Origin of the sequence: Croceicoccus sediminis, from assembly GCF_007570835.1 — a bacterium.
GTDB classification, from domain to species: Bacteria; Pseudomonadota; Alphaproteobacteria; order Sphingomonadales; family Sphingomonadaceae; genus Croceicoccus; species Croceicoccus sediminis.
On sequence record NZ_SUNC01000002.1, the window covers coordinates 32119 to 56384 of the forward strand.

At 59.7% G+C, this 24266-nt stretch carries 19 protein-coding genes; 12 read left to right on the top strand and 7 right to left on the bottom strand.

The window, feature by feature from the left end:
* Positions 1 to 3 precede the first annotated feature (3 nt).
* Entirely contained in the window at positions 4 to 234 is a 231-nt protein-coding gene (locus FAX90_RS08310) for a hypothetical protein (protein ID WP_063612448.1), read from the bottom strand.
* Positions 235 to 727: 493 nt separating this feature from the next.
* Here FAX90_RS08310 and FAX90_RS08315 point away from each other — a divergent pair, with 493 nt between their 5' ends.
* Genes FAX90_RS08315 through FAX90_RS08330 form a run of 4 tightly spaced genes read left to right on the top strand, consistent with a single transcriptional unit; the run spans position 728 to position 8631 of the window.
* Positions 728 to 3388 (top strand): type I restriction-modification system subunit M, encoded by a 2661-nt coding sequence (locus FAX90_RS08315; RefSeq protein WP_144096943.1) that lies wholly within the window; start codon positions 728 to 730, stop codon positions 3386 to 3388.
* Complete coding sequence (locus tag FAX90_RS08320; RefSeq protein WP_144096944.1) at positions 3381 to 4682, top strand: restriction endonuclease subunit S; 1302 nt, start codon at positions 3381 to 3383, stop codon at positions 4680 to 4682. Before FAX90_RS08315 ends, FAX90_RS08320 begins: the two co-directional genes overlap by 8 nt.
* On the top strand, positions 4679 to 7933 hold the full coding sequence (locus tag FAX90_RS08325; RefSeq protein WP_144096945.1) for a type I restriction endonuclease subunit R: 3255 nt from the start codon (positions 4679 to 4681) through the stop codon (positions 7931 to 7933). Before FAX90_RS08320 ends, FAX90_RS08325 begins: the two co-directional genes overlap by 4 nt.
* Positions 7930 to 8631, top strand: coding sequence for a M48 family metallopeptidase (locus FAX90_RS08330; RefSeq protein ID WP_144096946.1), 702 nt, complete (start codon positions 7930 to 7932; stop codon positions 8629 to 8631). The genes FAX90_RS08325 and FAX90_RS08330 overlap by 4 nt, the downstream gene beginning before the upstream one ends.
* Here FAX90_RS08330 and FAX90_RS08335 read toward each other — a convergent pair.
* The 6 genes from FAX90_RS08335 to FAX90_RS08360 form a co-directional block, all read right to left on the bottom strand.
* Positions 8600 to 9706, bottom strand: coding sequence for a dCTP deaminase/dUTPase family protein (locus tag FAX90_RS08335; protein ID WP_144096947.1), 1107 nt, complete (start codon positions 9704 to 9706; stop codon positions 8600 to 8602). The genes FAX90_RS08330 and FAX90_RS08335 overlap by 32 nt on opposite strands.
* A complete protein-coding gene (locus tag FAX90_RS08340) occupies positions 9693 to 10712 on the bottom strand; it encodes an adenylosuccinate synthetase (protein WP_144096948.1) in 1020 nt (339 codons plus the stop codon). The genes FAX90_RS08335 and FAX90_RS08340 overlap by 14 nt, the downstream gene beginning before the upstream one ends.
* Positions 10713 to 12590 carry a ribonuclease H-like domain-containing protein gene (locus tag FAX90_RS08345; protein ID WP_144096949.1) on the bottom strand — a complete coding sequence of 626 codons (1878 nt, stop codon included), beginning with the start codon at positions 12588 to 12590 and terminating at the stop codon, positions 10713 to 10715.
* 81 nt (positions 12591 to 12671) lie between these two features.
* Positions 12672 to 13934 (bottom strand): type II toxin-antitoxin system HipA family toxin, encoded by a 1263-nt coding sequence (locus FAX90_RS08350; protein ID WP_144096950.1) that lies wholly within the window; start codon positions 13932 to 13934, stop codon positions 12672 to 12674.
* Positions 13931 to 14188, bottom strand: a complete 258-nt coding sequence (locus tag FAX90_RS08355; protein WP_144096951.1) for a type II toxin-antitoxin system Y4mF family antitoxin — start codon at positions 14186 to 14188, stop codon at positions 13931 to 13933. The genes FAX90_RS08350 and FAX90_RS08355 overlap by 4 nt, the downstream gene beginning before the upstream one ends.
* Before the next feature lie 434 nt (positions 14189 to 14622).
* On the bottom strand, positions 14623 to 15072 hold the full coding sequence (locus tag FAX90_RS08360; protein WP_144096952.1) for a DUF983 domain-containing protein: 450 nt from the start codon (positions 15070 to 15072) through the stop codon (positions 14623 to 14625).
* A gap of 248 nt (positions 15073 to 15320) precedes the next feature.
* Here FAX90_RS08360 and FAX90_RS08365 point away from each other — a divergent pair, with 248 nt between their 5' ends.
* The 8 genes from FAX90_RS08365 (at position 15321) to FAX90_RS08400 (ending at position 24262) form a co-directional block, all read left to right on the top strand.
* Positions 15321 to 15893 (top strand): sigma-70 family RNA polymerase sigma factor, encoded by a 573-nt coding sequence (locus FAX90_RS08365; protein ID WP_144096953.1) that lies wholly within the window; start codon positions 15321 to 15323, stop codon positions 15891 to 15893.
* Positions 15886 to 16632, top strand: coding sequence for an anti-sigma factor (locus tag FAX90_RS08370; RefSeq protein ID WP_144096954.1), 747 nt, complete (start codon positions 15886 to 15888; stop codon positions 16630 to 16632). The genes FAX90_RS08365 and FAX90_RS08370 overlap by 8 nt, the downstream gene beginning before the upstream one ends.
* Positions 16633 to 16902: 270 nt before the next feature.
* Positions 16903 to 18474 (top strand): hypothetical protein, encoded by a 1572-nt coding sequence (locus tag FAX90_RS08375; RefSeq protein WP_170234917.1) that lies wholly within the window; start codon positions 16903 to 16905, stop codon positions 18472 to 18474.
* Positions 18475 to 18600: 126 nt separating this feature from the next.
* Positions 18601 to 19260 (top strand): CerR family C-terminal domain-containing protein, encoded by a 660-nt coding sequence (locus tag FAX90_RS08380; protein ID WP_144096956.1) that lies wholly within the window; start codon positions 18601 to 18603, stop codon positions 19258 to 19260.
* Positions 19257 to 20258, top strand: coding sequence for an HlyD family secretion protein (locus tag FAX90_RS08385; protein ID WP_144096957.1), 1002 nt, complete (start codon positions 19257 to 19259; stop codon positions 20256 to 20258). The genes FAX90_RS08380 and FAX90_RS08385 overlap by 4 nt, the downstream gene beginning before the upstream one ends.
* A gap of 1 nt (position 20259) precedes the next feature.
* Positions 20260 to 21975 (top strand): ATP-binding cassette domain-containing protein, encoded by a 1716-nt coding sequence (locus FAX90_RS08390; RefSeq protein WP_144096958.1) that lies wholly within the window; start codon positions 20260 to 20262, stop codon positions 21973 to 21975.
* A complete protein-coding gene (locus FAX90_RS08395; protein ID WP_144096959.1) occupies positions 21972 to 23105 on the top strand; it encodes an ABC transporter permease in 1134 nt (377 codons plus the stop codon). Before FAX90_RS08390 ends, FAX90_RS08395 begins: the two co-directional genes overlap by 4 nt.
* Complete coding sequence (locus FAX90_RS08400; protein ID WP_144096960.1) at positions 23102 to 24262, top strand: ABC transporter permease; 1161 nt, start codon at positions 23102 to 23104, stop codon at positions 24260 to 24262. Before FAX90_RS08395 ends, FAX90_RS08400 begins: the two co-directional genes overlap by 4 nt.
* The last annotated feature ends 4 nt before the right edge of the window (positions 24263 to 24266 follow it).

The following is a 24266-nucleotide window of genomic DNA, read 5'->3' on the forward strand; positions in this document are numbered from 1 at the left end:
CGCTCAGCGCCCCGCACGCGTGGCGGCCTTGCGTTCGCGATATTCGCGAATGCGTCGTTGGTAAGCGACCACCACGCGGTCCCGCAGCTCCTTATCCTTGTGGGTTCGGAGCCAACCATCGAGCGCGATCTTGGTGAACAGCAAATCGGCCAGAACCTGATCTCGGAACGCCTCGTCCTGGGGCTGCTCGAGAGCCTCGATGACAGTGAGTTTCAGCCACTGGCTGACGCTCATGTGCGCTGCATCAGCAGCGGCTTTGACAAGGGCATGAAGGTCTTCGTCGACATAGCATTGAAGGGCAAATCGCACGGCGTCACCTGACGTTTGGCCGCCCCTCTTCGGCCCAATGACCCCTCTCGACTGACATCAGTCTACGGCAGCGACCACCCTGTAGGAAAACGCTATTTTTCGACGTCAGATTAATAGCTTAGCGCCGAGCAACTCACATGTGAGTTGCGGATCGAGAAGTGACATCAGATGACACTACTTGGCGACAGATGGTCAAATGGCTGCGAAACCCGCAGAAATCCTCGACTTCCAAACACCGGATCTCCGGGTACGGTGTGCCCTCCAATTTCCGACGATCACCCTGCTCGACCAGTCTCTTGGGCGGTTTCAGACTGAAGAGAAATTCACTTCCTGCCGAACGGATACGTGAGCGGGAATGGCGATTGAATTCAGGCATTAGAGCATAGCCAGCCAGTCTTCGCCATGCCATAGATCGGCGATGATCAAACTAACACTGTCACAACTTACGGGCCTATTGTTCAAAGCCTGCGACGAGCTTCGCGGGAACATGGATGCCTCTGAATACAAAGAATACATCTTCGGGGTGCTGTTCCTGAAAAGGTGCAGTGACTTGTTCGATCAGCAGCGTGAAAAGCTGGCGAAGGATCTTCGTGCTCGCGGGCTTGATGGTGATCGGCTGGAGGCCGCGCTCAACAACCCGGATCAGTATATTTTCTTCGTGCCGTCAGAAGCGCGCTGGGAAACTGTTCGGCACTTGAAAGAAGATGTCGGCAACGGCCTGAATACCGCGCTCGGTGAACTTGAGCGGCACAACAAGGATCAGCTCGAGGACGTGCTCGAGCACATCAATTTCAACCGCAAGATTGGTCAGCGATCCCTGAGCGACGACACGCTCGTCGACTTCATCCAGGTCTTCGAGAAGATCCCCCTGCGCGACGAGAACTTTGAATTTCCTGACCTGCTCGGTGCCGCCTATGAATACCTCATCAAGTACTTCGCCGATTCCGCTGGTAAGAAAGCAGGTGAGTTCTACACGCCCGCTGATGTCGTGCGCACCATGGTCGAAATCGTCGACCCGAAACCAGGCATGTCGGTCTATGATCCAACGGTTGGTTCAGGCGGGATGCTGATCCAGTCGCGGGATTACATTCGCGATACCGGGGGCGATCCCCATGACCTTACCCTGGCCGGGCAGGAAAAGATCGGCACCACCTGGTCGATCTGCAAAATGAACATGATCCTGCACGATATCCAGTCGGCGGATATCCGGCAGGATGACACCATCCAGCACCCGCAGCACCGCGACAAGGACGGCGAACTGATGCGGTTTGATCGCATCCTCGCCAACCCGCCGTTCAGCCAGAACTACAGCAAAAAGGACATGGAAGCACCCGGACGCTTCTCCGTCTGGATGCCTGAGAAGGGCAAGAAGGCGGACATGATGTTCGTCCAGCACATGCTTTCCGTGCTCAATGCGAAAGGCCGAATGGCGAGTGTGATGCCGCATGGCGTTCTGTTCCGTGGCGGAGAAGAGAAAGAAGCGCGCAAACACTTCATCGACAAGGGTTGGCTGGATGCGGTGATCGGCCTGCCGTCATCGTTGTTTTACGGCACGGGCATTCCTGCCTGCCTGCTCGTAATGAACAAGGAACGCGCTGCCGAGCGGGACGATGTCCTGTTCATCAATGCCGACCGGGAATACCGCGAAGGCAAAGCGCAGAACTTCCTGCGCCCGGAAGACATGGCGAAGATCGTCCACGTCTATCGTGCACGCAAAGACGAGCCTGGCTATGCCCGCGTGGTGCCGCGCAGTGAGATTCGGGGAGAGGACTACAACTGCAACATCCGCCGCTATGTCGACAATGCGCCGCCGCCCGAACCGCAGGACGTTCGCGCGCATATCCATGGCGGCGTTCCGACGGCGGAGGTCGATGTGCTGGAGCGGTTCTGGCGCAACTATTCCGGTTTGCGAGCGGACTGCTTTGCGCCCCGTTCCGATGAACCAAAGTATTGCGACTTTGCTGATGCTATCGGCACGCGGAGGGACATTGCCGGACTGGTCCGTGAGCACGAAGGCGTCACCTCGACGCATGCGGCATTCATGGAGCGGCTGAACACATGGTGGTTTGAGAACCTGCCCACAATTCAGCAAATCGAGCCGGGCGATGGGAAACAGAGCGGCGGCAATGTCTATGCCGTGCGCCGCGCGCTGGTCGCTTCGATCGATAACGCGTTTGGCGACCAGACGTTGCTCAATGATTTCCAGTTGCGGGGCGCGATGGCCAAGGCGATCGACGGGCTGAAGGTCGATCTGAAGTCCATTGCCGCCAGCGGCTGGGGGCCGGAGCTGATCCCGGATGATGATATCCTGCAAAGCCAGTTTCCGGAGCTGATCGAGGAAATGGCGGCAAAGCGCGCGCGGATTGATGAGCTGGGTGCGCTTTTCACCGCTGCCGATGATGAGGATTTCGAGGACGAGGACGACACCGGCGTGCTGGGCAGCGAAATCGTCTCCTCACTCAAGGAAGAGGAGAAGGGTCTCAAGGCGCAGATCAAGCCGCTGACCAAGGAAGCGAAGGCTGCTGTGGCCCCGATCAAGGCGGATATCGACCGGCGCGATGCGTGGCCCGATTGCTGGGGCAAAGCTGACGTGAAACTTGGCGGTACGCAGTTTGCTCCGGACATTGGCGATGCGCGGCGCACGCTTAGCGTCGCGAAGGATGCTGAGGTCGATCCCTTCCTAACGATACCGCTTGAAAAGCTGGCCAGTGAGGGCGGCGACATTGTTGAGCGGCTCGCCGAGATTGCCCACCGGCTCGCCGCGCATAAGGCGCTGGAGGATGAGGCGAAGTCACTGAAAGCGGAGCTTCGCACGGCGGAGAAAAAGAAGGACGATCTGGTCGAACAGGCGCGCGCGAAGATCAGCCGCGAGGAAGCGCGCGATGAAATCCTCAAGCGGTTCCACCGGATCGTGCAGGACACCTATCGCCACTATCTTGAGGCGGACCGCCGCGCGGTGACAGCCGCCATCGAGAATCTACACGACAAATATGCGGTGACGCTGCGCGATATCGAGAACCAGCGCGCCAGCGCGGCGAGTGAGCTGGACGGGTATTTGAAGGCGCTTGGGTATGTCTGAATTTCGAGAAGCCTTCCTCAAAGAACTAATTCACCCTCTTGAGTCAGGGAAGCGACCCTCAGGCGGCGTGAGCTCAGAAACTGAAGGTGTCCCTAGTCTGGGAGGTGAGAACATCCATTCGTCTGGGAGAATGACCTATTCGAATGTGAACCGCATCGCACCAGAATACGCCCGATTGATGAAGAAAGGTCGCCTTCAAACCGGTGACACCCTGATAAACAAGGATGGTGCCCAGACAGGGAAGGTCGCGCAATACGCAGGTGAATTCGAGCGGGCTTGGGTGAACGAGCACGTTTTTATCTTACGGCCGATTCTCGATGAGATTCACCCTGATTTCTTGTTCTACTCGATGCTGGATGGCATCGCCCAGCAACAGATTTCGCGCAGGATCACCGGATCTGCACAACCTGGCTTGAATTCTGACTTCATTAGAGCCGTAACGCTAGCCATTCCAAATGATCTCAAGGCGCAGTCACTGATCGCCAGAGTGCTGAAGCTCTTGGATACCCAGATCGAGGCGACGGAGGCGTTGATTGCGAAGCAGGAGCGGCTGCGCGCCGGTTTGATGCAGGACCTGTTCACGCGCGGCGTGGACGAAAACGGCGAACTGCGCCCACCCCGCGAAGAAGCACCGCACCTCTACCACGAAACTGAAATTGGTTGGCTCCCCACTGATTGGAGGACGGGTCAATTGCGAGACCTAACAACCAAGATTGTGGATGGCGTCCACCACACCCCAACTTACGTGGAGCAGGGCATTCCGTTTGTCACGGTCAAGAGCCTGACGGCGGGTCGAGGAATCGCAACAGACCGAGGAAATTACATTTCGCTATCTGATCACCGGATCTTCTTGCGCAGAGCCGATCCAAGACTCGGCGACGTGCTGGTTTCGAAAGATGGGACACTAGGGATTGCTCGGCTGGTTGAAAAAGACACTGTTGAGTTCAGCATTTTTGTGTCTGTTGCATTGCTTCGGCCGATCCCGTCATCACTCTCACCAAGCTTTCTAAGGGAGTTCTTCAACACCCATTTCTACCACAAACAGATGGGCTATCTTTCCGCCGGGTCCGGCCTCAAGCACATTCATTTGGAGCATTTTCGAAAGTTCATTTTGCCGCTTCCTGAGACGCAAGAACAGGGCCAAATAATTGGCCAACTTGGCGAAATTGACTGTCAGATTCTTCACACTGAGAAACAGCTGGAAAAACTCCGTCTCCAAAAATCAGGCCTCATGCAAGATTTGCTAACCGGCACAGTCTCGGTGGAGCCACTGCTGGAGAAGGAGCCAGCATGAGCGAATATGCCCATGTCGAAAAGCCGCTCCTGGACCAGCTCGAAAGGCTGGGCTGGACAGCGATCGACCAGGGTAGTGGTATTCCCAGCGACCCGGCGAAATCGCTGCGCGCCAGTTTCCGCCAGCTGCATCTGCCGGATATCTTCCGCCAGTCGATCCGCGCGCTCAACCGCACCAAGGACGGTGAAGAATGGCTGACCGACCGGCAGCTCGACATGCTGATCGACGAAATCTACCGCCAGCCCAATCGCAGCCTGCTGGAAGCGAACGAGGCGGTGCAGACGCTTTTGTTCAAGACGCAGGTCGACCGCAACGAGGTGACGGGTGAGGAAGACCCGACCGTCCGCCTGATCGATTTCGCCGATCCCGCCCGCAACACCTTCCACGCGATCAACCAGTTCCGCGTCGACACGCCGGGCTGCGTCAAGGGCTTCATCATTCCCGATGTGGTGCTGTTCGTGAACGGCCTGCCGCTGGTGGTGATCGAGGGCAAGATCGGCGATGCCAACACCGCCAACCCGATGCACGAGGCCTTCGTCCAGCTGCAACGCTATCGCGGCGCGCGGCCCGAAACCGAAGCGGCTGGCCTGCGCGAAGGCGAACCGAAGCTGTTTTACACCAACCTCGCGGTTGTGCGAACCTGCGGCGAGGCGGCGGAATTCGGATCAATCACCAGTGCGCCTGAACACTTTTACAGCTGGCACAATATCTGGCCGGAGCAATATGCAAAGATCAATCCGCCGCTGGGCGTGGTGCGAGCGCAGGAGGAACTGGCGCAAGGCCTGCTCAATCCCCACGCCCTGCTCGACATGCTGCGCACCTGCTCCGCCTTCATGGACCTGCCCAATGGCAAGCGGATCAAGGTGCTCGCCCGTTATCAGCAACACCGCGCGGCGCGGAAGATCGTCGAACGGCTGCGCGAGGGTCAGACACGCGAAGAGCGCAGCGGCGTCGTCTGGCACACGCAGGGCTCGGGCAAGTCGCTCACCATGGTCTTCGTGGGGCGGATGCTGCGCGCCTCCAGCGACCTCAACGACTTCAAGATCCTGATGGTGGTCGACCGGGCCGATCTGGAGGGCCAGCTCTCCGCCACCGCTCGCCTGATCGGTGGCAAGGTCAATGTGATCGAAAGCCGCGTCGATGTGCGCGATCAACTCGCCTCGCCCGCCTCCGACATTAACATGGTGATGGTCCACAAATTCTTGGAAGCGAAGGAAGATCTTTCGGACGGTCTGCGCGAGAAGCTGGGCCGCTACGCCCCGCCGCCAAGCGCCGAAAGCTTTGGCACCGTCAACGAGTCAGACCGTATCCTCATCATGGTCGACGAAGCCCACCGCACGCAGGGCAGCGATATGGGCGACAATCTGTTCGAGGCATTCCCGAACGCCGCACGCGTGGCCTTCACCGGTACGCCGCTGATAACCGATCGCCATGCAGGCAGGAAGACCGTCAAACGCTTCGGCGAGTATATCGATACCTACAAACTGATGGACGCGGTCGAGGACGGGGCGACGCTCAAGATCCTTTACGAAGGCCGCACCGCCAACACGGCTCTGCGCGACAAAGCCGAGTTCGATGAGGCTTTCGAGGATCTGTTCGCGGATCGCACGCCAGGGGAATTGCTGGCGATCAAGAAGAAGTATGGCGCAACCGGCGATATCCTTGAAGCGGAGGGCCGGATCGAGGCCATCGCTCGCGATATCGTCAACCACTACGTCGACAATATCCTGCCCAATGGCTTCAAGGCGCAAGTCGTGTGCCACTCCAAACTCGCCGCCGTGCGGTATCAAAAGGCCTTGCGCGAAGCCTTGAAGAAGCGGCTGGAGGAAGAGCGGGCGAAAGCTAAACCCGATGAGGAAACGATTAAACGCATCGCATTCCTGAAGGTGGCTGTCGTCATTTCGTCTGACGGCACCAATGAGTCCGCCGAAATCACCAATGCGCGCAAGGAAGCGAAGGCGGCAAACGCCGTTGAGAACTTCTGCAAGCCTTTTGATTTGGACGACTACGACAAGACCAATACGGGCATCGCGTTTCTTGTTGTATGCGACATGTTGCTAACTGGCTTCGACGCTCCGATCGAGCAGGTCATGTATATCGACAAGAAGCTGAAGGAGCACAACCTGCTCCAGGCCATCGCCCGCGTAAACCGTGTGACTTATGGCAAGCGACGCGGCTTCATTGTCGACTATATCGGCCTCGCTAATCACCTGACCGACGCCCTCAAGATTTACGCGGACGAAGAGCTGGAAGACCTGCAGGCCGGTTTGCAGAATATCAGTTCGGAGTTGCCGATCCTGGAAGAGCGCTACCGCCGTTTGCTCCAGCATTTTCAGGGTCTGGGCGTCAACGAGATCGAGCGGTTTCTGACAGCGTCACTGGCTGGAACTGACGAAGAGGCCGCCGTCATTCACAAGGCGGTCGATGCGCTGGAGAACATCAAGGCGCGGGCCGACTTTGAGGTATTCCTCAAGAAATTTCTCATGAGTCTCGACCTGATCCTACCGGGTTCGGCGGCACATGAATATCGTGGTCCGGCCAGACGGTTTGGCTATCTGATGCGCATGGCGAAAGAGCGCTACAAGGATGACTCTATCAATTTCGCAGGGGTCGGCGAGAAGGTTGCGGCGCTGATCAACCACCATCTCATCGAGCTGGGTATCGATCCGCAAATTCCGCCAATCGAACTGCTTGATCCAGAGTTTGTCGATCATGTCACCGGGCATGCCGGGACTAGTACGCGGGCGAAGGCGAGTGAGATGGAGCACGCCATCCGCAAACACTGCACCATTCACTTCGACGAAGACCCTGCATTCTATAAGCGAATGAGCGAAAAGCTCGACACTCTTATCGCTAAGCATGGTGACGACTGGAAAGCCCTCGCGGAACACTACGAAGAGCTGCGGGCAGAAATTAGGGCCGGTCGAGGCGAAGAAGGTACCGAGCAGCCGCCCGAAGTCCAGGTGTTCCGGGCAAACCTTTTCGACCTGATCGGCGACGGTGTGACGCTCTCCAACGAGGACGCGGTTCTTCTCGATGCACTGGCGGCGCGCATCGTCGAAATTACTCGAGAGGCGATCACGATCGTCGATTTCTGGAGAAAGCCCGACCAGGTCCGCCGATTAAGAGCAGACATTGATACGGAGGTCATGGTGTCCGGAATAGCGCCTGTACAAGATAACCATCAAAGGATCGCTGTTGAGCTAACTAAACTTGCCGAGAAGCGGCATGCAGAATTGCTCCGATCATGAAGATGTGCGCACAAGACATCGAGTTCACTCTTATTCGGAGCGACAGGAAGACAGCCGATATCGTGATCGAGCGGTCCGGCGACGTTATAGTGCGCGCGCCAAACGAAATCGACGATGGGAAGCTTCTCCAGGCAGTCGCTGATCGCGCACTTTGGGTGCATCGATCGCTTGCCGAATGGGAAAGCTTGAATTCTAGCAAAAGAATAAGACCCATCGCCCAGGGGCAGGGGTTCGCCTACCTTGGCCGCTCATATCGGCTCAAGTTTGTCGATAACGCCAAGAGCCCACTCGTTCTGAAGAATGGCCGATGGGAGATTTGTGAGAGGTTTGTCGAAGAGGCCGGGGAAGCGGGCGCGCGAAAGGCCTTTCGGGACTTCTACATCGAGAAGGGGAGAAGAGTCTTTGGCGAGAGAGTTGCCCACTTTGCGCCAAGAGTTGGTGTTTCCCCAGGCGAAATCGCGGTGAAGGAGCTAGGATATCACTGGGCTTCATGCGGTGCAGGAGGGACGCTCAATTTTCACTGGAAGACGCTGATGGCCCCGCAAACCGTCATTGACTACATTGTGGTTCACGAGCTCTGTCACTTACGTCATCGTGACCATTCCGATGCGTTCTGGAACGAGGTCGATAAGGTGCTGCCAAATTATCGGGATAGAAAGTTTTGGCTTAAGAACCAGGGCGCCTCACTTGATCTGTAGAGTTCGATGGTTGCGGTTCGCTCCGCATCGCTTCTCTACGTTCATATGCCTCAAATCGCTCAACAAGCGCTTCATTCTGGTCTTTGAGAGTAGCCACCTCATCGGATAGGCTTTCAAGCTGGCCTTGTGCCCTCCCCGAGGTGGATGACAAGAAGTTTGCTGCTGTGAACAATAGCGAGCCAAGGCCTACAACGGCTGCCAGGGCCGCTAGGACGTTCACGCCGGCAGCGATCTTCGCTGAACTCTCGGCCTTCTTCGCAGATCGGCTAGCTTGATCGAACATACTAGGTAACGAGCTTCGAATTGCAATCTTCTCACCTGGATGCCGGTAGGCCGCCTTCTCGATAAACTCTTTAATATCTTTATAAAAATGGCCTTGGTCCAGCGGAGGACGCGCGGGATCTCTTTCTCCGGCAGGAATCGATGTCTTCGTGAATTCAACCCAAATCAAGCCGTCATCTTTCCCAATGAAGTAGTCTTCGTCGGTAAGGTTATGCAGAGGAATGCAGAGCTTACCGAAAAACCCTGGGTCAACCAGGGGCCCGGTACCAAGCAAAAGCCCTCTGTGGACATGTTTGATCTGCAAATTAAAGCGAAGCGCCAGAAAATCTGGGAGCCTAAATTCAAGATCAGTCTCTACAAAAACGATTCCATTCTTAGGAACGAGTAAGCCTTTGTCTGATTTAGCGTCAAAGATCTTTTCAAGAGAGCATTGTTCTTTAGCGAAGGGTATTCGAAATTCACGCCCGCGGAATCGAAAGACCTTGTTGTTTCTGTATTCATAAGCACAGCTACCGATCCGGCCTTCGTAGGCAGCCTTTTTTAATCGTGATTGCCTATCCCCTTTCTCAGAGAACGGCGCAACGGCGCCTGTCGCAAACACGATTTCTTGGATGTGCTGAGAGGCCAACAAAGTGAACGGGATCGCTCGAATCCGGTCGTAAATCTCGGCTTCAACATTTCCTTGATGCCAATTTTCAGCGAGTATCGCAGCCTGGTCCGAAGTCAAAGTTGCTGCGCCATCTTGCGCATGAGTTTTGAAGCTTTCGGGGTCTGCTTTCTTAGACGAACGCACTGTTCTTCGAGACCATGCTTTCTGCAGAGAACCCCATGTAGTCGATTTCTCGGCCAATTTCTTCCTCGATTTCCTGGACGAACGCTCGACCGTTTGAGGCGACATAATCCATATGATTTAACACTATCAAATTGGGATTATTAGCGGCTATCGCTGACTTAACTATCTCGGGATCAAACTTTCCAACTCGGCGAAGTTTCTTCGTAACTGTCGTATATTCGCGAATATTTTGTTCGGCCGCTAGTGATTTTGCGATGCGCTCCCAAGTCGTCTCATTGGGCAATGGGCCGGACATTCCCGCGACACGAATAGGGAACGATCTTATCACGAGCACAACGCTATCGACATCGATGGGGCTAAGCCCTGTTTCTGTGAGAGCCGAAGCAGCGGTCGTGCAGCGCGAAGTCGCTTTAGGCCAGTATCCGCCATCATAAAGGGATAAGCCAAATCCTTGCGTACCTTCGATCACAATACGAGCGTTATCGTTCAACCAATGACGCATCTTCGCCGTCGTGTCGCAGAGATACTGTTCCAAGGGCGCGCAGTGTTGAGCGTCTTGCCTTTGAAGAGGGAAGTTTGCCGCCTCGCGAGCGACCGAAGCCATAATAGCTGCGCCAACGCCACTCCCGGTTGATCCAATACCCGAAACCAAGTCTGCATTGGCTTCCCAAGCCTTTTGCTCAGGAGTGATAATATTCGCATATGGGCTTATGAAAATTCGATCGCGTGGGTATTCCAGAAGCTCGATCTCATAATGAAGCACGTCAAGATCGATGAAAGATCCAGCTGGAAATACGACATCCACATTGCGATCGATGGCACCCGCAGGCAATTGCCTCAGTGCAAATTTCTGACCCGAACGATCATATGCCGTATGGCCGGAATTCGGGCCGCCAACCCTTACCACGGCGATCCGCGGTGCATTCGTCATTCTCACTAGTTCAAGAGATACTTTACCCTTGCCCTCTGAGCCAAACTGGCCACCAACGACAATGGATACTGGCATCTATATCTCCGCTTCCCAAGCCTTGAGCACTCGATCTACGTTTAAGAGCATATCTTGCTCGCGTCCATTGTTGAAGATCGTGTGATTTGCGAGCGGTCGCATATCCGAAACTTTCTGCTCAACCGCCGATGCAGAAGCCTCTTCGAATGCTGATCGACTAACGGGTGGACTCTCCTCATCTCGCTGGGAGTAACGGCTTCGCCTGCTTTCCTCCTCAGCATCGACGAAAATGTGGAGAAAGCGGTACCCAAATTGCTCCTTCAAGAAGGCATGGTCCTCCGGGAACCTCAATCCGTCCACCACAATCCGTTCAGCCGCTGCGACCCTATCAATAGTCCTCTCAGCCAATTCACGTTGACGTCCAGTGCGATTGATCTCGGCCCCCATCTGCTGTCGGTGCTTGCGATCAAGAGGAAGGCCTTGCTCCAGCAACAGGTCATCGATTACCCGACTGAAACGGGTATACGCGAACCCGAGCACTTCCAGACCCTTTGCTAGCGTTGTCTTCCCTGCTGCGATCGGGCCACTTACCCCAATTACCAAAGGCGTAGCTTCGCACTGAAGGCGGGGGATTATCAATGGAGCTTCAGTCTCAGTACCCAACGCCTCAGACAAGCCAGCAAAGTGAAATGTGCCGACAAGCGCAGATGTAATCGCATCCAGTTCGTCATGAGTGACTCTTTCACGCTCGTAGCGCCCCTTGACCCCAAACTCGCTCAAACCAAGTTTGAGCCACTCTTCACCGGCTCCCTTCCGAGGAATTCTCATGATGTCCTGAGCTGCGCCAGGATAGCTCTCGATTACTGGCAACCCGAGCTTGCGGAATTCGTTTGCTAGCTTGATGCCTCGCGCTGTTAGCTTCTGCATGCTCGGAAGAAGACAGGGATATACGTTGACACCTCTGCGTTTGAGTTCCCGCTCGCAAACCCTCATGATCCCGAATTGATCGCGACCAGGATCATCGTCAAAGACAGTCAGGCGACCGGTCGGAAGGCAAAGAGGTGAATCAATCGAAATAAGCTCAGGTTTGGCAGCAATAGTATCCGCGATGATCTGCTCGTCGCTCGATAATACTTTTGTTTCCGCATGGCGACCGACGAGATTGCACCAGCCTGATGGCCGCTTTTCTGAGCCGGTAAGATCAATGCCTACAACGCTAGCATACTCAGCTTTGGACCCGCTAAAGAGCTCACGAAAGGTAGGTGCCCTTGGCGTTTTACTTTTGGACACCCTTGTTAAGTCGGGCAGAACAAGCCGATCCGAGGGGGCAGACCAATCTACGAAATTAATTGGCTCGCTTAGAAGATCGGCTTCAAAGCCTAGCCTACTCAGTGCATCGTCGAATAGCGCTCCCATCGCAGCGATATCTGCTCTATTATAGGTGAGCAAAGTGCGCAGTGCGACCAGCTCGCCCCTCAGATATCTATGCCAGAGTAGTACCGCCGCAAAGCCATCGACTCCTTCGATGTCATCTCGAAAATTGACGCCCAACTCCTGCTCGATTGCTTTCTGCCCACCTTTCAGGCCCACGCGGCGGCAGAGATACATCAGGTCTATATGCGTTTCCGGGATCCTAATTTTGGGAAATTCCTGTACAAGAAACTTCGCATCAAATCGAATTCCGTTGAACGTCACAATTGCCACTGCCCGCTCGATCGCCGCAAGCATTGGCTTAGGATCACCCCCTTTAATGTAGGTTCCAGATTTCTGGTTCAGTGCCCAGCCCACGACAGTGATTTCATCGTAATAGTGACTCAAGCCGGTGGTTTCGATGTCGAGGAACATCACACACTCAGGGTGCTCGTGACAAAACGCCAATTTCTCTCTGAGAGGCTTTGGCAATTTGGCTTTGCTAGATTTCTTGTTGGATCGCACCATGGCCTCAGGTTCCTTCCGAGAGGGGCGATTGCGCACTGCGACCTGGCACTATTGCGTTAACGGAGCCAATGGGGTTCTCAATCACAGCAGCAATTCCACTTTGCTCGCCCGCCGCGCAATTACGTTTTCAAGTTCCTCGACCCCATCTGAGCAAGTCAACCCAGGTATTGTCAGTCCTGCATCAATGTTCACTCCAACACTTGCCGCGATTTCAGATACCCTTTTCTTGATATATGGCCCGCCCAACCCCGACTCCGCCGCGAAGCGCGCCGTAGCTTCCCGATCAAACTCCTCCAAGGTCGCTGCGCGGCCAAATCGCATTGCGAGCTTTGGCGACAGCTCCTTCCACATATGCGTGGCGACAAGGTCGTAAAGCGGGGCAAGCACCACCTCGCCGTTTTCCCGGCGCAGCAGACTATAGTTCTTTGCGTGGGCATCGGCGTTGCCGATGATGAGATTGAAGATCGCGGCGTCGGCGAGCTTCAACACCTCGCGCGCTGGCCGCGTCGCAGCACTGCGCAACAGAGCGAAGCTATCGCGAAAAGTCGGCCCACCCTCTGCCGCGTATTTCCGGTTCGAAGGTACGCCAAGCGCTTGTGCAAAGTCTTCCTGATGCAGGCGTTTCGTTTTTCCCTCGATCCACATCCGGTCATAGCGTTCGACCAGCAGCAACGGCTTGCCCGCCACCTCGCGCCACTCTGCGTGGGCAGCATCAATGCCCACGGCGCGCGCTAGTGCGAGGCAGAAGGCCTCATTTGCAGCCAATCCGGCAAAGCGATCGGGTTCAGGCTTGATCAGATGCGTGGATGGCTCGCCAAGACGAGGTATCGCAATGCCTCCATCTGCGGTGACCACCACGGGCAGTTTGCTCTGCGCTCCTGCAAGGCTGAGCCTCGCGCCGCCCTCACCTGCCAGCATGGGAACAGCAGGCAGTCTGCCCAGCAATTCGGCCAGTTCGTTCTCTTGGAGTGGTTCCGGAGTGGTCTCGGAGTGGTCCTGGAGCGGTTCTTCGTCTTTGGGCAGGAATGCAAGAGCACCGGCAACATCTCCACCCAATGCTTCAAGCAGCCGAAAGGGATTGTCGGGCGAAACTCCAAGCGCGCGAGCGATAGCCGTGCGCTGGGTTTCCTCGGGTAGGAGTCCACCAAAGACTGCTTTGCAAGCATGGTCTTTAAATAGCTCTTGCTGCTTGGGCATCGCATGGGAAAGCGCCGGGGCCGTTTCGTCAGCCAGCCAGTCAGGCGCATATGCAAAATGCATCGCGCCACCTTTGTCGATCGAGAGTTCGCCTGCCTTGCGCTCGTCCCACCAGACCACAAGCGTATCCAGAATTGGCAGCGTCACTCCGCCTCATCCTTCTTGGGCGCGACCGCTCGACCCGCTATCTCGATCCCGTCAGGCCGCTTGATTTGCAATTCACAACCAAGTGCGGCGAGAACATTGAGCACTTTGCCCATTTGGACGGTGGGTTTCCCTCGCTCCAATTCGACGAGGAAGCGCAAACCGACGCCGCTTGCAGCGGCCAACCCGTCCTGTCGCAGACCAAGCTCCTTGCGTTCTTCGCGAATGATTTGGCCGATAGCAGCAACATCGAGCATGAGCACTTCCTTTCCCGATCGGGAAATATATGCAGATAGTCGATCAAATTCAAGATATTTTTCCCGAAAGGGACATTTACCATTCAAAAGGCGGCTTTGAAAGGTGCACTTTCCCGTTCGGGACATATTATACGTTTCCAAAAATTCGTGACACTGAGCCTAGAGTTACTCAAAGTCAGAGGCTCAAATCGCGGTTCAGCGAAGTCGGGGAACAATTGTGGTAAATAGCCCTCGAAACGCCTCGCATTTCCGTTAAACCACAACTGGTTGCATCGGCCTACTTGCCACCTCCGTCTCCGCCACTTTCCTTCTTAAAGCACTGATTTGAAGTGATTTTCTGAAGGATGGTCGCGCCGTCCCACCCCCCTGTGCCTGCACTCGTTCGATAGAGCAGGCGAAACGGACAGGGCGGGGCCATGCTCGGCCCCGGACCGTCAGCGGTCGTCCTTCTTTCGCGTCTGCGCTTCGCGTTCGTTGAGTTCGGCCCAGAGTTTTTCCGTCCCGGCTTCCTGCGCCTTGTTCACGTATTGCGACGCGACCAGCCAGCCCTTGATGTACTGAAGCGGCCAGATGCAACCGATCACAAGCAAGGGCAAAGACGTCACCAGGTGCACCCAGAAAGGCGGCTCGAAAGCTGCCTGGACCCAGACCGCGAAAAGCGTCAGCGGAAAGGCGACGATGCACAGCGAGAAGAAGGCCGGACCGTCATCGGGCGAAGCAAAGGCATAGTCGAGACCGCACGCCGGGCAGGTATCCTGAAGCTTGAGCCATTTGCGGAACATCTTTCCCTTGCCGCAACGGGGGCAGAGCCCCTTCATGCCGCAATGGAATATCCAGCGCGCCTTGTCGGCGGGTTGCACGGTTTCGTCGTCTTGCGACTTCATCACGTAATTCCAGCTATCGCGTTTTGCCGTCTGCCATTCGCTTGGATCAGCGGCCTGATCTTCCCGGCGACGTACCGCAAAATCGGGCACCGGGCGGCGCCTCTGCCCCTAGGCGACGGGCTCTTTCGGGTAAAGCATGCAATGGTGTTCCCAAGCGTCTTCGCCGTATGGAATTTCCCGCAATTCTGGCAGGCCCGCGCAATTATACTCGTAATGTTAAGCTCTTGCGGTTAGCTTTGCCCGCGGAGATGAACACGACAAGCACTTCCGCGCCGCAGCAGAAGCGGCAGGAACTGGTCAGGGCGCTGCGCCTTGTCGGACGCGGGGACCGTGTCGCGCTTGAAACCGTCTATTCCATGACATCGGCAAAGCTGCTGGGCGTCATCATCCGGATCGAACGGGATCGCGAATCCGCCGAAGACGTGTTGCAGGACGTCTACCTCAAGGTATGGCGCCGCGCCGGTCGCTTCGACCCCGACCGCGCCAGCCCGATCACCTGGCTTTGCACTATCGCCCGCAATGCCGCGATCGATGCCCGCCGCAGTGCCGGGCGCAAGACCGAGGTTGCCGACGAAGACCTGCCGGAGATCGAGGACGACGGCGCATTGGCCGACGAAATGCTCTGCGACAAGGAAGACGCGGCACGCGTGCAGGATTGCCTCGAAGGGCTGCAGGGCAATCATCGCCGTTCGATCCGCATGGCCTTTTTCGACGGGCTAACCCATTCCGAACTCGCCACCCGACTTGGCGTGCCGCTGGGCACGATGAAAAGCTGGATCAGGCGCGGGCTGGAAAGCCTGAAGGGATGTCTGAGTGGCTGATCCGGCCGACACCGAGGGCGAATCCATGCTGGCGGGCGAATATGCCCTGCGCGTGCTGGAAGGCGACGAACTGGCCGAGGCGCGGCGCAGGCTGCTGTCCGACCCCGAATTCGTGCGCGAGGTCCAGTGGTGGGAAGACCGCATCGGCACGTGGGCCGAACAGGTCACGCCGGTCGAACCTTCGGATAGCGTCTGGCCCGCCATCGACGCGCGGCTGGAAGGCACCGCCGATACCGGCGACAATGTCGTGTCGATCAGGCGCGGCCCTGCTCCGTGGAGCATCGGGGTCGCGCTGGCCGGACTTGGCGCGGCGGCGGCGGCCATCGCGCTCTATGTCGCGACGCCTGCCACGGTTCCTGTCCCCGTTCCGATGCCGACCGAGACGCAGGTCGCATCCAGCGAAGGCCAGCTCGTCGCGCAGCTCGCGTCCGAAGATGCCGCGATCCGTCTGGCCAGCCTGATCGATCCCGAGGGCCGCCGCCTGGCGCTGACCGCCGCGGGCCTTGCCCCCGAACAGGGCAAGTCGCCCGAACTTTGGGTCATTCCCGAAGGTGGGGCCCCCGTCTCGCTGGGCCTGATCCCGCAGGACGGCCGGTTCGAACGCGACCTGACGGGCGAGGAAGCCGACCTGCTGCGGGCCGGCGCGCTTCTGGCCGTGACGTACGAAAACAGCACCGGGGCACCCCACGCGGCACCGACATTGCCGATCATCGTGGCCGGACCGCTCGACAGCGTATAATTTTTATCAGATTAAATTACTGAAAAAAGGGTATTATTTTTGCCACGCGCGCGGCTAGCGAAGTTTTTTCGCGCCCGCTGTGCATCCGATCACACCCTGCCTTCGTAACTGCCCCCGTCGCCCGGCAACGGGCTTCCCGCAGCGATACCATCGCTTGCGAGCGAATACGGGGGAAGGACATGGCTACAAGTATCGTGATGCGTCTGTTTCCCGCCTCACTCGCGAACGATGCCGTCTGCGGTTTCTCGTCCACGAAGGAAGGAAACCCGCATGAATACTCGTACGACACGGATTGCGATGGCCCTCATGGCCTCGACCGCGACTCTCGGCCTTGCTGCTGCTGCGCATGCCGATGACACCCCGCAGTGCAATGACCAGAACGATGATCCGCTAACCGAATCCACCGAGTGCGGCACGGACGCCAGCACCGGTACCGCTGCCGGGGCAACCGCCGTCGGCAGTGGAGCAACGGCGACCGGCACGGACGCAGTCGCCATTGGCGGCGATGATGCCGGCACCGACCCCGCCACGGCGACGGCTCCCTCGACCGTCGCCGTCGGCGGGGAATCCGATGCGACGATGCCGGGCGCGACCGCGATTGGCTGGCAATCGCAGGCCACCGGAACTCGCGCTACAGCCCTCGGGCACCTCGCCACCGCGACGGGCGAACGCTCGCTTGCCGTGGGTGAGAATGCCGATGCGCAGACCGATTTTGCGACCGCCATCGGCAACGAATCGATTGCCAACGGCATCGACGCGCTGGCCGTTGGCGACAGCGCGATGGCCATGGGCAATTCGACCACGGCCATCGGCGGCGAATCCGTTGCCATGAACCCCGGATCGTCCGCATTCGGCTGGCAGGCCGAGGCAACCGGAATGATGGCAACCGCCGTCGGCCACCAGGCCGCGGCAACGGGTGACCAGAGCTTTGCCGGCGGCGAAGATTCGGTGGCGTCCGGCACGAATTCCATCGCGATTGGCAACACCGCCTATGCCGAGGGTGGGGACTCGATCGCCATCGGCGGCAACCGCGATGGAGATAACGGCCTGCAGACGATCGCCACCGGACCATCGACCACTGCCGTCGGCGGGCAGGCCCAGGCAATGGGCCCCGGCGCGACCGCATATGGCTGGAAGTCCTCCGCTTCCGCCGAACGTGCGACCGCGCTGGGCCACCTCGCCACGGCATCGGGCGTTCGCTCCGTCGCCGTCGGCGAGGCGGCTGTCGCCTCTGGCGATACTTCCGTCGCGCTGGGCAACCAGGCGGTCGCATCGGGCACCAACTCCGTCGCCATCGGCAACGGGGCCACGGCCACGAACGACGGACAGGTCGTGATCGCATCGCTGGATGCCAGCACGGCATCGCAGACCGGGCCGATCGCCGTCGTCACCGCCGATAACAACGGCACGCTGGGGCTCAGCACCACCGCGGGGTTGAACGGGCTTGCCAGCTTCAACGACGTGCAGGCCAATTCCACGCTGATCGCCATGAACAACGCGGCCATCGCGGCGAACTCCGCCTCGATTTCCTCGAATTCGGCAGCGATCGTCGACCTTCAGGGCCAAACCTCGATGCTGTTCGATCTTGCTGATCAGAACCGCCGCGAGGTGCGCAAGGCGCAGGAAGGCGTGGCCATGGCGCTGGCGATGGAATCGCCGGTGCTGATGCCGGGCACGAGTTTCGGCGTCTCGGGTGGCTTCGGCTACTTCCAGGAGCGTGTCGCAGGCTCCGCCTCCTTCGCAGCCAGGGTCGGGACCAATACTTCGTTCTCCGCGGGGATGGGAATCGGCTTCGATAGCGGCGAGGTTGGCGCGCGCGCTGGCTTCCAGGCCGCCTGGTAACAGCACGGGCTTCCTTGGGACGAGGAAGGGCGGCCGGGGCATTCGTGCCCCGGCCGTTCCCGTTTAAGGGCCCGCATGCCCAGTTCACGCTTGCCCAAATACATCCGATGCGCGTAATTCGTTCGAATGAACGAGACTCGTGAAGCCCCGAACGCCGACCTGTTGAACGCTGCGATCGACCTGTTCGGGCGATCCGGGTTCGAAGGGGCCAGCACCCGCGCCATCGCATCGGCCTGCGACAAGCCGATGTCAGCGATCACGTACCACTTCGGCGGCAAGCAGGGCCTGTACCTCGCCTGTGCACGGCATATCGCCGAAATCCTGGGCGAACGCATCCAGCCGGTGCTAAACGGGATCGACGCGCTCGACGCCCTGGGTGCACCGCGCGAAGAGATCGAGACCGCACTTCTCCCCTTGCTGGAAGCAGGCGTCGCCATCGTCACCGACCCGCGGCTCGACACCGTGGCCATGTTCATGCTGCGCGAACAGGCCGCCCCGACAGAAGCGTTCGACGTTCTTTATGAGGGCGTGATGAACCCCCTGCTGACCAGCATCGCCGGCCTGCTGGTCGCCGCGGCGAACCCGCCGATCGATCCCGAACGCGCCCGCGTGCTGGCCGTCATGCTGATGGGCCAGATCCTGATGTTCCGCACCTGCCGCGCCACGGCCATGCGGTTCAGCGGGTGGGAGGCGATCGGCGCGGAGGAAAAACACCAGCTCGCCGCCGCCGCGCGCGTCCATCTTTCCGCCGTCCTGCGCAGCCTGAATACGGGAGAACACGCATGAACCGTCGCAAGATCGTCATCGCGGCGGTCGTCATCGTCCTGGCCGTCGTCTTGTTCGCCACGCGCGGTTTCGGCCTTTTCGCGTCCCAGCCGAGCGGCCTGACCCTCTATGGCAATGTCGACGTGCGGCAAGTGGACCTTGCGTTCCGCAACGGCGGCCGGATCGATCAGATCGGCCCCGAAGAAGGGCAAGCGGTCGAGAAAGGGCAGGCCGTCGCGCGGCTGGACATGGCGCAGATGCGCGACGCACTTGCCGCCGCCGATGCGCAATGGGGCATTGCCCGCGCCGAACTGGCCAAGGCCCGCGCGGGAAGCCGCCCGCAGGAAATCGCGCAGGCACAGGCAAGGCTGAACCAGGCACAGGCAGCATTGGCCAGTGCGCGCGACGATTATGAACGCCGCAAAGGGCTGGTCGAAACCGGCGCGGTCAGCCGCCAGGTCTTCGACGCGACGAAGGCCCGCTACGAAGCCGCGCAGGCCGACGCCCGCGCAGCCGCCGCCGCGCTCTCGCTGGCCCGCGAAGGCGCGCGGGTCGAAGACAAGCAGGCCGCCGCCGCACAAGTCGATGCCGCCCGCGCCCGCCGCGATGCCGCCCGTACCGACCTCGAAGATGGCATCCTGCGCGCCCCCAACGCGGGCCGCGTCCTGACCCGCGCGCGCGAACCCGGTGCCATCGTCGGCCCCGGCGAAACCGTCCTGACGCTGACCATCGACCGCCCCATGCGCATCCGCGCCTATGTCGGGGCAGAGGACCTGTCGCGAATTTCCCCCGGCATGAAGGCCGTGGTGACCGCCACCGGCAATCCGAAGCGATACGACGCCACGGTCGCCCAGATCGCGCCCACGGCGGAATTCACGCCCAAGACGGTGCAGACGGAGGATCTTCGCGCGGACCTCGTCTACCGCGTCCGCGTGCTGGTGAACGACCCCGACGACGGGCTGCGACAGGGCCAGCCGGTCACTGTCGCCATCCCCGCCGCGCGCCCTGCCGCGGACTGACATGACCGATCCGGTCGCTCTTGCACATGGCCTGACGAAACGTTTCGACGGGCTGGACCATCCCGCTCTCGACGACGTGGCCATCGCCATTGCGCCGGGTGAGATGACCGGGCTGGTCGGTCCCGACGGGGCGGGCAAGACGACGCTTATCCGTATCCTTGCCGGGCTGATCGACTCAGACGCGGGAGAGGCCACCGTTGGCGGAAAACCCGCCACCGCGCAGGACCGCAATACGCTGGGCTACATGCCGCAGCGGTTCGGGCTCTACGAAGATCTGACCGTGCGCGAGAACCTCGACCTCTACGCCGATCTGCGCGCCTTGCCGCATGGCGAACGGGCAGAGCGGTTTTCCACCCTGCTCGATTTTACCGATCTCGCCAGGTTCCAGACCCGGCTTGCGGGCAAATTGTCGGGCGGCATGAAGCAGAAGCTGGGCCTTGCCTGCGCGCTCATCCGCCAGCCGCGCCTGCTTTTGCTGGACGAACCCGGTGTCGGCGTCGATCCGGTTTCCCGGCGCGAGCTTTGGGCCATGGTCAGCCAGCTTGCGGGTGAAGGCATCGGCATCCTGTGGTCCACCGCCTATCTGGACGAGGCGGAGAAATGCGACACGGTGTTCCTGTTGAACGAGGGTAAAATCCTCGCCTCCGGCAAGCCGGGGGACCTGACCGGCCGGATGGAGGGGCGCGTCGTGCGCTATTCGGTGGCCAGCGATCGCCGCCGCGTCCTGCGCGAAGCTCTGGACAAGGACCGCGTCATCGACGGCATGGTGCAGGGCGATTCGATCCGCCTGCTGCTCAAGGACGGGGCCAAGGCACCGCCCGCGTCGGAAATCGGCGCATCGGGCGAACCGCGACAGGCGCGCCCGCGATACGAAGACGCCTTCGTCGACCTGCTGGGCGGCGGTCCGGGCGGCACGTCGGCGCTGGCCGCGCGCTATCCCGAAGTTGCCGCCAGCGACAGGCCCGCGATCGAGGCACATGGCCTAACCCGCCGCTTCGGCGATTTCACCGCGGCCCATGACATTCGTTTTTCGGTCGGGCGCGGGCAGGTTTTCGGGCTGCTCGGCCCTAACGGTGCGGGCAAGTCGACGACCTTCAAGATGCTCTGCGGCCTGCTCACCCCCAGCGAGGGGACCGGCACGGTCAACGGCTTCGACTTGCGCACCGCGCGCGCCGATGCACGGCAGTCGCTGGGCTACATGGCGCAGAAGTTCTCGCTCTACGCCGATCTGTCGGTGCGGCAGAACCTGGCCTTCTTCGCCGGTGCCTACGGCCTCGACAATTCCGAGGCGCAAGAGGCAGTGGGAAGCGCGATCGAGACTTTTCGCCTCGATCCCTATCTCGACAGCGATTCGGGTCTGCTGCCGCTCGGTTACAAGCAGCGTCTGGCGCTGGCCTGTGCGGTGCTGCACCGTCCGCCGGTCTTGTTCCTCGATGAACCGACATCGGGCGTCGACCCCATCGTGCGGCGCGAATTCTGGAGCCACATAAACGGGCTGGTCGAACGCGGCGTCTCGGTCCTGGTTACCACGCATTTCATGGACGAGGCCGAATACTGCGATGAAATCGCCCTCATCTATCGCGGAGAGCAGATCGCCACCGGCAGCCCCGATCACCTGAAGCAGGAGGCAGGCACTGGCGATGCCCCGATGGAAGACGCCTTCATCGCCCTCATCGAACAGTCCGACGCCCGGCGCGAGGAGATGGAGGCGGCATGATCGATCCGGCCCGCCATCCGCGCGCCGCGCGCTTTACCGCGATGATGCTGAAGGAGACGCGCCAGATCCTGCGCGACCCATCGACCTTCCTCATCGCCTTCGTCCTGCCGGTCATGCTGTTGTTCCTGATGGGCTATGGCGTGAACCTTGATGCGACCAGCACGCGGGTCGGCATGGCGGTGGAGGACGACAGCGGCGCGGCCGGTTCGCTGGCCGGGACATTTGCCGCATCGCGCTATTTCGACGTGGTGGAAACCGGATCGGTGCAGGAACTGGGCGACCGGATGGTGGCAGGCGACATCCGTGCGATCATCGTCATCCCGCAGCAATTCGGGCGGGAGGTCGCGGCAGGCGGGGGCGAGATACAGGTCATCACCGATGGCGCACTGCCCAATACCGCCAGCTTCGTGGCCGGACAGGCTGAAGGCGTGCGCGCGACATGGGCAGCACAGCGGGCCAGCGATCACGGCATGGCGGTAGCCCCGCCGATCGACGTTCTGTCCCGGTTCTGGTTCAACCCGGCCCTTGCCAGCCGCAACTTCCTCGTCCCCGGCGCCATCGCGATCGTCATGACAATGATCGGATCGCTGCTGACCGCGCTCGTCGTCGCGCGCGAATGGGAACGCGGCACGCTGGAGGCGCTGATGGCCACGCCCATCGGGATGGGCGAATTCCTGCTGACCAAGATCGTGCCTTACTTCGCGCTCGGCATCGTATCGATGACGCTTTGCACGCTACTGGCCATCTTCCTGTTCGGCGTGCCGTTTCGCGGGTCGGTCTTCGCGCTGTTCGCGATCGCCGCGGTCTATCTAGTCCCGGCGCTGGGACAGGGCCTGCTGATCTCTTCCGCGCTCAAGAACCAGTTCGTGGCGAGCCAGGTCGCCCTGCTCACCGCGTTCCTGCCCACGATGCTGCTGTCAGGCTTCGTGTTCGAAATCGCCTCGATGCCCAAACTGCTCCAGGCGCTGACCTATATCGTGCCGGCACGTTACCTGATCCCGCAAATCCAGACCGTTTTCCTCGCCGGTGACGATTGGGGCCTGTTCGCGCCGAACATGGCGATCCTGCTCGGCTTTGGCGCGGTGCTGTTCGGCCTTTGCGTCCGTTCCACCCGGCGGAGGATCGCATGAGCCTGCGCTGGCCCCGGTTCCTGCCGAAATCGTTGATCGGTCCGCGCCTGCGCGCCATTTTCCGCAAGGAGTTGCTTGCAGTCCTGCGCGATCCGCGGGCGCGGCTGATCCTGGTCACCCCGCCGCTGATCCAGTTCTTCCTGTTTTCCTTCGCATCGACCATGGAAGTCACCAACATCCGCATAGGCGTACTCGACCTCGACGGAGGGCAGTGGAGCCGCGAGATCGTGGAGCGGATCGAGGGCAGCCCCAACGTGCGCGAAGTTCGCGTGATGCGCTCTGACGCGGCTCTGGAAAAGGCGATAGACCGGCAGGACGTGATCGCGGTCCTGCGCTTCGGGCCGGAATTTTCCGCCGATGTCGATGCCGGTCGCCCCGCCGCGTTCGGCGCGGTCTATGACGGGCGGCGGTCCAATGCCGCGCAGATCGTGTCGAGTTACATGCAGCGCATCGTGGGCGACGTATCGCCGGCAACCCCGCGCGGATCGGCCATCGCGGCCCGGCTGGACGGGCGCGGCAGCGGCACCACGGTACGCAACTGGTTCAACCCGAACCTCGATTACATCTGGTTCGTCATGCCCGCCCTGATCGCGATCATCGCGGCGGTATCGTCCATCGCGGTCGTGTCGCAATCGGTGGCGCGCGAACGCGAACTGGGCACGCTGGACCAGCTCCTCGTCTCGCCGCTGCGCACGCATGAAATCCTGATCGGCAAGATGTTTCCCCCCATTGTCGTGGGCCTGTTCAACGTGACGCTGTTCGTGATCCTGACCCCGCTGGTCTTCGGTGTACCGCTGACGGGTTCGCTGCCGCTGTTCTACCTGTCGCTGGTGTTCTACCTGCTGGCGCTGACAGGCATCGGGATGCTGATCTCGGTCGTGTCCGCGACGCAGCAGCAGGCCTTTCTGGGCATGTTCGCGCTGACCGTGCCGATGATCATCCTGTCGGGCTATGCCAGCCCGGTCGACAACATGCCCGGATGGCTTCAGGCGATCACCTGGCTCAATCCGCCGACATGGTTCCTCGTCGTGTCCGAAGGCACTTTCCTCAAGGCCATGCCGGCCTCCGACGTCCTGTCCAACACCTGGCCGCTCGCGGTTCAGGCCGTGCTGTCGCTCTGGGCGGCATCGGCGCTGTTCCGCTCGCGGATGGAGTAGACCT

Bases quoted from the DNA above. Each gene is read 5' to 3' on its own strand.
- FAX90_RS08310 (WP_063612448.1), bottom strand. From the start codon at position 234: ATGAGCGTCAGCCAGTGGCTGAAACTCACTGTCATCGAGGCTCTCGAG.
- FAX90_RS08315 (WP_144096943.1), top strand. From the start codon at position 728: ATGATCAAACTAACACTGTCACAACTTACGGGCCTATTGTTCAAAGCC.
- FAX90_RS08320 (WP_144096944.1), top strand. From the start codon at position 3,381: ATGTCTGAATTTCGAGAAGCCTTCCTCAAAGAACTAATTCACCCTCTT.
- FAX90_RS08325 (WP_144096945.1), top strand. From the start codon at position 4,679: ATGAGCGAATATGCCCATGTCGAAAAGCCGCTCCTGGACCAGCTCGAA.
- FAX90_RS08330 (WP_144096946.1), top strand. From the start codon at position 7,930: ATGAAGATGTGCGCACAAGACATCGAGTTCACTCTTATTCGGAGCGAC.
- FAX90_RS08340 (WP_144096948.1), bottom strand. From the start codon at position 10,712: ATGCCAGTATCCATTGTCGTTGGTGGCCAGTTTGGCTCAGAGGGCAAG.
- FAX90_RS08345 (WP_144096949.1), bottom strand. From the start codon at position 12,590: ATGGTGCGATCCAACAAGAAATCTAGCAAAGCCAAATTGCCAAAGCCT.
- FAX90_RS08355 (WP_144096951.1), bottom strand. From the start codon at position 14,188: ATGCTCGATGTTGCTGCTATCGGCCAAATCATTCGCGAAGAACGCAAG.
- FAX90_RS08360 (WP_144096952.1), bottom strand. From the start codon at position 15,072: ATGAAGTCGCAAGACGACGAAACCGTGCAACCCGCCGACAAGGCGCGC.
- FAX90_RS08365 (WP_144096953.1), top strand. From the start codon at position 15,321: ATGAACACGACAAGCACTTCCGCGCCGCAGCAGAAGCGGCAGGAACTG.
- FAX90_RS08375 (WP_170234917.1), top strand. From the start codon at position 16,903: ATGAATACTCGTACGACACGGATTGCGATGGCCCTCATGGCCTCGACC.
- FAX90_RS08380 (WP_144096956.1), top strand. From the start codon at position 18,601: ATGAACGAGACTCGTGAAGCCCCGAACGCCGACCTGTTGAACGCTGCG.
- FAX90_RS08385 (WP_144096957.1), top strand. From the start codon at position 19,257: ATGAACCGTCGCAAGATCGTCATCGCGGCGGTCGTCATCGTCCTGGCC.
- FAX90_RS08390 (WP_144096958.1), top strand. From the start codon at position 20,260: ATGACCGATCCGGTCGCTCTTGCACATGGCCTGACGAAACGTTTCGAC.
- FAX90_RS08395 (WP_144096959.1), top strand. From the start codon at position 21,972: ATGATCGATCCGGCCCGCCATCCGCGCGCCGCGCGCTTTACCGCGATG.
- FAX90_RS08400 (WP_144096960.1), top strand. From the start codon at position 23,102: ATGAGCCTGCGCTGGCCCCGGTTCCTGCCGAAATCGTTGATCGGTCCG.